Genomic DNA, 11,710 nt, shown 5'->3' with positions numbered 1-11,710 from the left:
GGGGATCTCTCAGTGCTCAATCCCCACCACGGCTGTGACAATAAAGAAGGGGGAGATTGGATGATGGTATCGAGACTGCACCTCTATTAAGACATGGGCAGCAGCAAAGATCAATACAATCATGGCAAAAAAACCAACTGCATGACTGGGAACCTTAGTAAGGAGTCGCCAGCAGCCTAATAGGGCCAGTAAAATAATGGCCATATAATAGCTTTGGGCAAAAATGTTTACTTCATTTTTATTTTCATCTACCCACAGACCAAAGTCCGTCTCGGGGTAGCGCTCTAGCATGCTCCAATAAAGTCCATAGTCATCGGTTCCCCACTGGATGGCAAACTTCCGTTCAGCCAGTCCAACAAAAGCCCTTGGGTCTTCTTTGATTCTTTCAATGGCACGACGTTGGGCTTCTCCGTGGACCCGGTCAAAATCATGATCGTATTCTTCGATAATCTCCCAGGCCGTGGGATTCCACATGCCGTTTCGCTCAGGATCCGTCCCCACATAGAGGTTAAATCCACCTGCCGTTTTTCCTAGGGGTACTTTTATCTGATCAATGTACATCCAATTCAGGGCCCCCATTGTCAGTGTAAATGCCAATATAATTAGTACCATTATCTTCAGCTTGTCCTTCACAAAAGCCCCAAGGGAATTGCCTACCCCTTGGTAAAACAGCAAATACACAAGCATGGGAGGAAATAGTAATGAGGCCACAGGTCTCACAATATGGGAAAATGCCATGACAACTCCGATTAGTAGTAGCCTTAGTAACTCCCATCCCTTCAGGGGCTTTTTCGTATAAATTAGAAATAAATATAAGGCCAATAAAAATAACAGTAAGAAAATATGCTCCGAAGCCAATACAGGGGTGTACATAATCAATGTGGGCCATAGGGCAAAAAGGAGTCCAGCTATTCTGCCCCCTCGTTCTCCAAAGATCTCTTTACCTATTAAATAGATTATCACCGCCGTCATCACAGCACAAAATAGATTAAATGCCTTTCCTACTGCCACACTGTCTCCAAATATTCGATAGACATAGGACAAAATAAGGGGATACCCACTCAAATGAGGAAACACATTCCGAATCTCCAAATAGGAGTCATATTCCCCCCTGATCAATGCCTGGGTGTATTGGTGAAACCTGGCAAAGTCATACACCGGTACCGTTGTAATGAGCCTCACCCAAATGTATCGTGGCACAAAGGTGATCACCCCTAAAATAGGAATAAATACCCTAGGATCCTTTAAAAATGGAACCCTGTCCAATAAATAAAATACCCCAATCATCAGTGCTGCCCCTAATAATGCATAGGTCAACAAATAAACCGTGGGTCTTTTGAATAAATAGGGACCCCGGATAAACATGCCATAAATGACAGTTAATATGAGAAACACTACATAACAGCCTGCCACTGTCCTTTGTATACGTTTTTGTGCCATTTCTTTTCTCCCTATGTTCTCAAAAGTTTAATATATCGCTTATAGTTGTGTTGATGTAAAATGTCATTATTAAAAGGTAATTATGCAATGTCATTATAACACAATTTAAGATTTAAATCCATAAGGGTTGGAATGATGCCATTTCCAGGCAGTTCCGATGATTTTTTCCAGTGAGTCATATTGAGATGTCCATCCCAACTCTTTTCTTGCTTTATCAGAGGAAGCAATTAACACTGCGGGATCTCCTGCCCGTCTTGGAGCCATCTCTGCAGGAATGGGTTTTCCAGTGATTCGTCTAGCGGTCTCAATGACCTCTTGCACGGAAAAGCCCTTTCCATTGCCTAGGTTATAGGTGCCACTTCCCTCACCTCTTTGTAATCGTTTTAGAGCCAATAGATGAGCATCTGCTAAATCCATCACATGGATGTAGTCTCTGACACAGGTGCCATCCTCCGTTGGGTAATCCTCTCCAAAAATGTAAATCTTCTCTCGTTTCCCCAGGGCCACTTCTAATACCAGTGGAATCAAGTGACTTTCAGGGCTGTGATCCTCTCCAATTGTTCCCTCTTCCTCAGCTCCAGCTGCATTGAAGTAGCGAAGCACAACAAACTCAATGCCATGGGCCTCCTGGGCCCACTTCAGCATCCGCTCTACAGCCAGCTTTGTCTCGCCATAGGGATTGGTTGGTAGGGTCAAACTCTCCTCTACAATAGGAACTTCCCTTGGCTCTCCGTAAACCGCCGCCGTAGAGGAAAAAACAATTTTCTTCACACCGTGTTTCGCCATTGCCTTTAACAAGGATAGGCTGCCATATACATTGTTTTCATAGTATTTCAAAGGAGCCTCTACACTTTCTCCCACCAAGGAATCCGCAGCAAAGTGGATCACTCCATCAATTTCATTATCTATAAAAATCCCAGCCAATAACTTTTCATCTCGTAGATCTCCTTGGTATAGCTTTACCTCAGAAGGTAGAGCCTCTCTATGTCCTTTACTCAAATTATCTAATACAATGACCTCAACTTTTTCCTTTAACAAAGCCAAAACCGTATGACTCCCAATATATCCAGCTCCACCACAAACAAGTACCGCCATTTTCATCTTCCTTTCTTGTTTTCTGATCCTCTATACCCAAAGTCCCCATATACATCACTTTGACAAAATTCATCTTATTATTATTCTTTTCTACTGTAGTTAGGTTCTATACATGTTGATGAAATTCCTGTTAAAACAACTCGATTATACAAAAAACAAAAACCCCAGTCCCTTAAGAGGTTGATTGCTCCCAAGGTTTGCTGGGGTCGTTAGTTTTGGTGTCCATTTAAAACCATCATTGCAATGAATATTTCACACTTTTTTCATATAAAACTTCTGGATCAATGTCAGCTTGATTACACCATTCAATACTATCAAAACTTACTCTGACCGACTTGAATTTTTTCTCGTCTTTTAGCTCTTTGAATATACCTTTGTCTAAATAAGGCTTCATATCAAAGATTCTTTTTTCACCATTCTCAAAAGTTAAAAGTAATTGGTAATCAATTAATGGCTTCACATTCATAATAGCTAAATACATAAATTTACACCTCCTATTTTAACGGTTCAACTTTAAAAGGAAGTTCACTATTCATTGCTAAAGTCCAATTTGCTAATAAGTCTTCTTGTCGTAGTTCAGCCCACGCTAGAACAAGCTTAAGCTGTTTTTTGGGTAGATTACCTTCAATTAATTCACAAGTTCTTATATCAACTGTTGCCTTATATTCTCCGTAATAAGCATGGAAGTGTGGTGGATTATGTTCTCCTGGAGCACAAAACATTCTAATTATTATTCCATAAAACATACATATGGTTGGCATTTCATCACCCTTTCCATAAAAATATATAACTATACAAGTTTAGTATACCATTTATCTAAATTTTCTTCAATATACTCTTCATCTTATACACTCTTTCGCAATTGAAAAAGAGACTACCTTGTGATGCCGATAGTCTCTTGATGTCATCTCTCTTATTTTAGTGTGCTTAGAATATTTTCGATGCTTTCTCTGACTGGTACTGCCTCAGGTGCTACTTCTATATATTTTTCTAAATTCATCTTTGCTTCTTCTTTTAAATCCAGGTTCAATTGAGATAGTCCTAGGAATCTGTATGCCTCAAAATATGTTTCACTATCTGCCTCTATTAAGAATTGGAATCCTTCAATTGCTTCTTCATTTTTGTCTTGAATAAAGTATATTTGGGCTTTTTTAAATGTGAGTTCAAGATCTTCTGGAGCTATTGCCAGACCCTCTTGTACCGTGGTCAGTGCCTGTTCATACTGATTATTTAACATGTAAAGGCCTACAGCGTTGTTGTATGCCTCTCTGTATTTAGGTGTTTTCTCTATTGATCTCACGAAGTTGCTTAGGGCTGTCTCTTTTTCATCTTCTCTCAAGTATATATTTCCCAGGGCTATGTGGTAAATCCCTTCCGTGGCGTTCAGCTCTATTGATTCTTCTAATATTCCCTTGGCCTCTGCTAGCTGATCTGCTTTGATTAGTTGTAATGCATTTTTATAGTTTGCATTGGCTTTAGCCACAGAGGGGTCTTCTTTTTCTCCTAGAGAGCATCCGGAAAGCATTAACACCATAGCCAATGTCAATATCATTGCTGTCTTTATTTTCCAATTCATGGTTATCCCCTTTCTCCATATAAGGAAAAAGAACTCCAAACAATCTGAAGTTCTTTTTCTCATTTTAACTTTTTCCTATTTAGTCTCTGCTATAAACAGATTCTACAACACTTGTTGCTTCACCTTTTCTAATGAAAATGTCAATGTCTCCTACTTTTGTATCGCCATATACCTTTAGGGTAACTGTTTGACCTGTAGTTGTTTGAAACTCTCCGATTCCATTTCCTACTCGAGTTGCAAATTCAACTCCAGCATCTGGTGCTTCAGAGAAGTTAATTGTTAGGGCATTTGCTTCAGCATTATAAGTAACTTCATCTGTCATTAACTCTGCTGCTGCCTCTACTGCCTCTTGATCAGTTACTTCTCCTTCTCCATCAGATAGCTCACTGATGACCTTATCTAAGGCCGCAACAGCCTCAGCTCTTGTCATTTCCTTTTTAGCTTGGAAGCTTCCATCAGGATATCCGTTCATATATCTTGCAGCAGATACCGCGCCTATAAATCCTTTACTCCACTGAGCAATTCCTTCATGGTCAGTAAACTCAGCTGCTTGTTCAACATTTTCTTCTAATTTCATAATTTTTGTGATGATTGTTGCAACTTCTTGACGGCTAATCGGTTGATTTGGTTTCATTGTTTCGTCATCATAGCCAGATATGTACCCAGCACCATTTGCTACAGCTACTACTGATGCAAACCATTCATCCTTAGACACATCTGAAAAACTACCTTCTTTCTCAACTGTGTAGTCAAATGATTTATTGACTAGAGACATAAATTCAGCCCTTGAAATCGATTGATCTGGCTTAAAGCTTCCATCTGGATAACCTGATAATAGCTCTGCTGCTACCCAATCTTGTATTCTTTCTTTAGCCCAATGTCCATCAATATCAGTTAAATTCTGAGCAAAAACCCCACTTAATGAAGATACAACCAAAGACCCTGCCACCACAGCTCCAATTGCTTTTCTTTTTACATTGTTACTTTTCATTAAAATCCCTCCACTTACTTCTATAATATTGAATGGTTTTTTCATAGTTTTATTACTTACGAAGAAACAATTCTATATCTATATTATGATTTTATCCTAAAAGCATTGAAATTTCAACGTTATAAGGAAATCTCTTCCAATGTAAATTAAGGGAAATAAATCATCTCCACTTAAATAAAAATAGCGCCAAGGATCAAATTATATCCTCGACGCTAAACCTATTCATCAATGTAATATCGTAATCTCAATCCTTCGATTATTGGCTCGTCCTTCATTGGTTTCATTGCTATCAATGGGCTGTTGTTCTCCAAACCCACTGACGGAAATCCGACTTTCTTCAATATACTCTTCATCAATCATATACCTGGCTACACCAATGGCCCGTGCCACCGATAGCTCCCAGTTTGATGGAAATTCATTGGTTTGGATGGGAATGTTATCGGTGAACCCTTCAATAACAATGGCATTATCAATGGTTCTTAGCTTAGCCGTTACGTGATCCAACAGCATATACCCCTCTTGAGAGATCCTAGCCTGTCCACTTCCAAAGAGAACACTATCTCTAAAACGGATCACAAGACCTCGCTCCTCTTCAATAACATCTACCCGGTCCAGTAGGTGATTCTCTCGTAAAAAGCGGATAAATGTCTCTTGGGATTGGACTAAATCCAACTCAATGTCTTCTAATCCAAATAAAAGGGCTGCCAAGGATTCCTTTTCCTCCAGTAGTCTCTGGTTTTCATCACTTAGATCCGCCACTTCAGAGGTTAAGGCTTCCTTCACATGATAAAGCACACTGGCTTCCTCAGCTGTAAATGTAAAGAAAATGATAAAAAAGCATAATACGATAGTGATCATATCACTGTAGGTGATGAGCCAGCTATTGGAGTATTCAGTTTCATATTTCTTGCCATCATACTTTGAACTCATAGCTTTCATGTTTCCTTTCCTCTTGGGCTCGTCTAGGATAGATCAATCTATTTTCTTCCTTTAGCATCACGTTCATCTTATCGAAAACATTTCTGGCGGTATCCTCTTGTGCGATCAGCAGTATTCCTTCCTTTATGATTCGATATTGCAGTACTCTTTGTTCTATATGTTCTTTTAGTCTAGCCATGAGAGGAACCGCAATTATGTTGGCAATTAGGCTCCCGTATAATGTGGAAACTAAGGCTGCTGCCATATTGTTCATAATTTGATCTGGTATACTGATATTGGCAAGGAGCCCAATCATTCCCACCAAGGTTCCAATGAGCCCAAAGGCAGGGGCGATGTGGGCAATCATATTGAGGACATTATGACATTTATATAGATTCATCTGTCTTGACTCAATGTCATTGTCTAAAATATCTTCGATTGCATCGGAACGTTTATAATCATTTAACAGGATCATTGCATCCCGTAGAAATGTGTTTTCCTCTTGGTCGATTTCTGCTTGTATGGATAAAACACCCTTTTTTTTAATCTTAACCGTTAGCTCATAGATTTTATGGATTGTCTCATCATAATTAATATCATTTGTAAAACTTTCCTTCACAAGTTTTACTGTATTGGTCAAAATCTCCAAGGGAAAGCTCATAAAAACAGAAATTAAAATCCCTGCAAAAATGATCTGTAGGGCAGTAACATTAAAGACAATCGATAAAGACATGGTTCCAATTAAGGCCTGTGCCACTACTATCATCAACACTGCAATCACAACTATTTTCATATTCCTTCCCTTAAAATCAAACTTCTTTTCCATGTCCCATTTCATATCTTATAATCCTCCGATTTCCCTTGGGTAAATGATCTCTTATTTATATTTTATCCCACTTTTAATTATTACTCATCTACACAATTCTATCATATACCTTCGACAAATATCTACAATATAAAAAATAAAGACCCTTTGCTAAGATACATTAGGTCAATTGCTCTACCACCCCTTAACAAAAGGTCTTTATTAAAATTATTTATTTTATTCCTTATCTGTCATGGCCACTTCTTGAACTTGTACCTGGGTTTGTTCACGTTCTACTTCCCGACGTGTAATCTTTTGTAAGTAAGCTAAGAAATCTTCTCTGAGATCTTCTCTCTTTAATGCAAACTCCACAGTAGCTTCTAAAAAGCCCTGCTTATCCCCTACATCATATCTTCTTCCTTCAAAATGATAGGCATACATGGCCTCTTTTTGAGCCAATACCCTTAGGGCATCGGTTAATTGAATTTCTCCTCCTTTGCCTGGTGGGGTATTCTCTAGAATTTCGAAAATATTTGGTGTGATAATATATCTTCCCAGGATGGCCACATTAGAAGGTGCCTCATTCACAGCTGGTTTTTCTATCAAATCCTTCACCTTATAGATTCGATCCTCAATATGCATTCCCTTAACAATCCCATATTTATTAACGTCTTCCCATGGAACTTCCTGAACACCTAAAATACTGGTTTTGTATTCATTGTAGGCATCAATCATCTGCTTTAGACAAGGCTTAGGTGCATCCACGATGTCATCCCCCAGTAAAACTGCAAATGGCTCATTGCCAATAAAGCTTTTGGCACAGTGGATGGCATGTCCTAGGCCCTTTGGTTCCTTTTGACGAATGTAATGGATATTCACCATATCTGAAATCTTACGTACTTCCTCTAACAGCTCTGTCTTACCCTTGCTTTCAAGCTCTAGCTCTAACTCCACAGACTTATCAAAGTGATCTTCAATGGACTTTTTATTTCGACCTGTAATAATCAAAATCTCTTCAATCCCAGAAGCCACGGCTTCTTCAATAATATATTGCAGTGTTGGTTTATCCACAATGGGTAGCATTTCCTTTGGTTGCGCTTTAGTAGCCGGTAGAAAACGTGTCCCTAGCCCCGCCGCTGGAATAATGGCTTTTTTTACCTTCATCATATTTCCTCCTTGTATTTTCACTAGTAGCTATAGTATATCACTTACATGAGTTTTTTTCATATGACTGGAAATTTTATCAAAAAGGACGATATGCCTTACTGCTCATATTTAAGCAACGCCCTATGAATGGCCCCTGTGATCAACTTGCTTAGCCTATCGACAATATCTTCTGGACGCTCTTTCATACCTTGATGAATCCACTCCAACATTATTCCCACAAAGGCATACTTATAAAAATCAGCAATGAACCCCTTGTCGTCTTCAGGTACATTCATACCTTTCGCTTGCTCATTGATTACATTTATCAGCAACCTGTAAACTACACTATACAAGTACCTCTCCACGTGTTCACGACCCATAGAATGATATGCATTATGCACAAGCATTTTGTTTTGTTCCACATACTGAAATACCCGTAAAAATCCTTGTTCCCAGGTGTCATAGGTTTTATTGGTCGAGATCGCTTTCGTGCCTTCAGTTTCAAAAATCCATTCCAGTAACGCAAAACTATCCTGAAAATGATAGTAAAACGTCTGACGGTTTACCTCGCAATCTTTTACGATATCTTTCACTGTAATGTTTTGAAGCGTTGTTTTGCGCAAGCGCTCTTTAAGAGACGCTGCCATGGCCTCTTTTGTTTTCTGGGTCACTTTATTCACCTCCTACTTTCTAAATTTTAGAATAATTGTATATAAATTAAATCATCTAGATACACTATTGTTAATGACAAATCGCGATCCTATTCCTTTGTATCCAATAGTCAAATATAAAGTAAGTATAAAGCAGCCTCTCTTTTTCAAATAAGAGGGAGACTCTGTTATACTTACTTATTTATTCACTATATATCATTATAAACTAAATTTCGAGGACTATTTCTTAACTGATTATTAAGAATAATCGCATTAGGTATCCCCAGCCCCGACTTGTAATTTATGAGGATGTCCATATAAGATTATTATGTTTATGAAAACAAAAATATTTTAAAATATTTAAATTGTCATCATCATAAGCAATCCACTCAACACCTTCTTTTTCATCTTAATTTGTCCCCTAAATCTGTTCCACCTCTCTCCCTAACTATATTACTTAGTCACTTTGACGTTAATTGGGAAGAGTTTCATCAATAATCGTTTGATTCCGTAAAAAATTCCCAAGAACTCTAGAGTTCTTGGGAATTTTTATTTTTATTTACTTTTTTAATGAATAATTTTTGCAATTACTGTAGCTGCTTCTGCTCTTGTTGCGTTATTTTTAGGTCTAAAGGTTCCATCTGGATATCCATTAATAATCCCTTTAGCGTTAGCAGTTTCTACTGCTGTCTTTGCCCAATCAGAAACGCTTTCTGCATCTACATAACTTTTTGACATTGTCGCATTTTCTAAAGCAGCAGCCTTTACAATCATTACCGCCTTTTGCTCACGGGTAATAAAGTCGTTGGCACCAAATGTATTTGCATCATATCCGCTTATAATGCCATTAGCATAAGCTGTTGCAATATAATCCTTCGCCCAATGATCTGCTGTATCAATAAACACTTTGCCTGATTTTACTTCTAAATCCAGAGCCTTCACTAATACCGTAGCAAATTCAGCTCTTGTAATATTGTTGTCTGGTTTAAATGTTCCATCAGGGTATCCACCGATAGCTCCTGTTTTTACTAAGTTGTTGATATGTGTTTCTGCCCAGTGTCCTGTAACGTCTGCAAAAACTCGCACTGGTTTTTCTTTTTCTTCTTCTGCTGCATCTTGGTCTATAGCTAACACAGCAAACTTCGTAAAGTGATCTACCTCTCCACTTACATTACCTATGGATTTATTTACTTTTATATTGTCTAATTCAATCCACTTATCGGTTCTCTCATTCAACCAGAAAAGAGATACATCATACTTATCAAAATCTACTTTAGCCTTATCAAAAGGTAGTGTTAAGGTTACATCATCTTTGAAATCACCACTTCTGTTCTTAGTAATCTCAAATACATCTCCCGCAAATTTCATATTTGAAGGCATTGGTAAACGAGAAACATTACTTATTTTTGCAATCTTGACTTCAAAATCATTATCCATTGCATTAGCAGGGAAATTGATCACAACTCCTTGCCCTCTTAAAGTAGCGGATTGAGATGCTCTTACTGAAGTAGTTGAAGTTGAAGTTGAAGTACTTCCACCACCGCCGCCACCGCCGCCGCCAGAAGAACTAGTTCTGTCGGTTGTTACGGTTACTTCATTGGAATGCGCTGATTTAACACCATCTACGATGACTCTTGCTGTAAATGTATAGCTTGTATTTGCACTTAATCCTGTAATCGTATATTGATATTTACCTGATTCTTCTGTTACAAAAGTAGCCGTTCTCTTTGTCTCTCCTGTAAAGAATTCAAATCTTGCACCTTCAACCTTTGAATAAACCTGAAGTCTTACACTGTTACGATCTTTAGATACAAAAGTTAATTCTGGTGCTTCTATAACTTCTCCGTTGTCTACATCATCTCCGTTGTCTACATCGTCTCCGTTGTCTACATCGTCTCCGTTGTCTACATCGTCTCCGTTGTCTACATCGTCTCCGTTGTCTACATCGTCTCCATTGTCTACATCGTCTCCGTTGTCTACATCGTCTACATCTGCTAGATCTACAGTAAACGTAAATGTAGCAACTGGACTACTAAAATCCAAAGTTCTACTAAGTTCAACTGTTACCTTACTATTTGCATTACCTTTTATGCTTATTTCATCTGTTGACTGAACGTATACCGCTTCTGTTACGCTAATGTCGTTCTTATATACACTAGCTACTACAGAACTAGGTCCTTCAGTTGCCCTTAAGTATACACTTTCAGACACTGTAAATGTAAGACCACTCATCACTTGAAGGTCTGACCCAGTGCGATAAACGCCTTCTGTTACTGTTTGGTACTCATCACCATCGTACACATCACCTGTCACGGTAATGTACGGTGCACTTCCGTTCACAGTCGCCTCTGCAACCATTGGTGCCATTGCTGGTAATACGGTAAATACCATTGCCATTACTAGCAACATTGCTAAACTACGTTTTTTGTGATTTACTAACTTCATGTTCTTTCTTCCTCCTCTTTTATATCTATCACTCCTTATCCAAGATAAGTTTAAATTTTTGATCTCCTCCTTATCTTCTTGATTTTTATGGTGCCTCTCATATACTACGAGTCATACAATATAAGTATTCGTTAAATAATTGGTAAATCCTTCTTGTTATAATAAAATATTTCCAATAAATCTTTTTTCTTACAAAACCTCATTTCGTTATCAGTAGCCATTAAAACATTTAATGCTTAAGTTAATCGATTCCTATATTTACGAAGGTCTTTACTATCTTTTACTTCTAAACCCACTTCTCCTGCTAAGGATTCTAGATGATGAGTAAATTCATGGAGTAAAGTATCCTTTAACTTTTCATAGAGCCTTTCTTTAGACATTCCTTTATAAAGCCTTTCAAATGAGCCATAATACATTATAATTTGTCTACCAGTGATACTCTTACGATATTCCCCCATAATATACAGTTTATCCCTAGTACGACTCTCAAAATGCAGCTTATGTTCTGGTAGCAGAAGAATGCCTTGATTTAATTCTTTGAAAAATACATCTGGTATCTCTTGAGCTATTTCATCTAATATATCATGAACTTCATCTATAGAAGGAAAATTATTCATAACAGTGCTCCTTTCTTTATTTACTTG

General features: G+C 38.1%; 12 protein-coding genes. All 12 read right to left on the bottom strand.

Annotation, left to right across the window (positions count from 1 at the left end; all coding sequences use genetic code 11):
- Positions 1-9: 9 nt before the first annotated feature.
- Positions 10-1,440, bottom strand: a complete 1,431-nt coding sequence (locus tag AMET_RS01560) for a glycosyltransferase family 39 protein (RefSeq protein WP_011971444.1) — start codon at positions 1,438-1,440, stop codon at positions 10-12.
- A 105-nt stretch (positions 1,441-1,545) separates the two neighbouring features.
- Positions 1,546-2,535 (bottom strand): UDP-glucose 4-epimerase GalE, encoded by a 990-nt coding sequence (gene galE / locus AMET_RS01555; protein WP_011971443.1) that lies wholly within the window; start codon positions 2,533-2,535, stop codon positions 1,546-1,548.
- A 235-nt stretch (positions 2,536-2,770) separates the two neighbouring features.
- Positions 2,771-3,016 carry a DUF2442 domain-containing protein gene (locus tag AMET_RS01550; RefSeq protein ID WP_011971442.1) on the bottom strand — a complete coding sequence of 82 codons (246 nt, stop codon included), beginning with the start codon at positions 3,014-3,016 and terminating at the stop codon, positions 2,771-2,773.
- Positions 3,017-3,029: 13 nt separating this feature from the next.
- Positions 3,030-3,296: a DUF4160 domain-containing protein gene (locus tag AMET_RS01545; protein WP_011971441.1), complete on the bottom strand. Its 267-nt coding sequence runs from the start codon at positions 3,294-3,296 to the stop codon at positions 3,030-3,032.
- A 152-nt stretch (positions 3,297-3,448) separates the two neighbouring features.
- Positions 3,449-4,111 (bottom strand): tetratricopeptide repeat protein, encoded by a 663-nt coding sequence (locus AMET_RS01540; RefSeq protein WP_011971440.1) that lies wholly within the window; start codon positions 4,109-4,111, stop codon positions 3,449-3,451.
- A gap of 79 nt (positions 4,112-4,190) precedes the next feature.
- A complete protein-coding gene (locus AMET_RS24055; protein WP_011971439.1) occupies positions 4,191-5,102 on the bottom strand; it encodes an S-layer homology domain-containing protein in 912 nt (303 codons plus the stop codon).
- 225 nt (positions 5,103-5,327) lie between these two features.
- Positions 5,328-6,041, bottom strand: a complete 714-nt coding sequence (locus tag AMET_RS01530; protein WP_011971438.1) for an OmpA/MotB family protein — start codon at positions 6,039-6,041, stop codon at positions 5,328-5,330.
- Positions 6,016-6,858 (bottom strand): motility protein A, encoded by an 843-nt coding sequence (locus AMET_RS01525; RefSeq protein ID WP_011971437.1) that lies wholly within the window; start codon positions 6,856-6,858, stop codon positions 6,016-6,018. Before AMET_RS01525 ends, AMET_RS01530 begins: the two co-directional genes overlap by 26 nt.
- Positions 6,859-7,062: 204 nt before the next feature.
- On the bottom strand, positions 7,063-7,992 hold the full coding sequence (gene galU, locus AMET_RS01520) for a UTP--glucose-1-phosphate uridylyltransferase GalU (RefSeq protein WP_011971436.1): 930 nt from the start codon (positions 7,990-7,992) through the stop codon (positions 7,063-7,065).
- Between the two features lie 95 nt (positions 7,993-8,087).
- A complete protein-coding gene (locus AMET_RS01515; protein ID WP_011971435.1) occupies positions 8,088-8,642 on the bottom strand; it encodes a TetR-like C-terminal domain-containing protein in 555 nt (184 codons plus the stop codon).
- Between the two features lie 546 nt (positions 8,643-9,188).
- Complete coding sequence (locus tag AMET_RS24050) at positions 9,189-11,066, bottom strand: S-layer homology domain-containing protein (RefSeq protein ID WP_011971434.1); 1,878 nt, start codon at positions 11,064-11,066, stop codon at positions 9,189-9,191.
- Positions 11,067-11,302: 236 nt separating this feature from the next.
- Positions 11,303-11,683: a metallopeptidase family protein gene (locus tag AMET_RS01505; protein WP_011971433.1), complete on the bottom strand. Its 381-nt coding sequence runs from the start codon at positions 11,681-11,683 to the stop codon at positions 11,303-11,305.
- Positions 11,684-11,710: the final 27 nt, after the last annotated feature.

This window comes from Alkaliphilus metalliredigens QYMF (genome assembly GCF_000016985.1).
Taxonomy (GTDB): Bacteria; Bacillota; Clostridia; order Peptostreptococcales; family Natronincolaceae; genus Alkaliphilus_A; species Alkaliphilus_A metalliredigens.
This window is presented reverse-complemented; position numbering and strand designations above follow the sequence as displayed.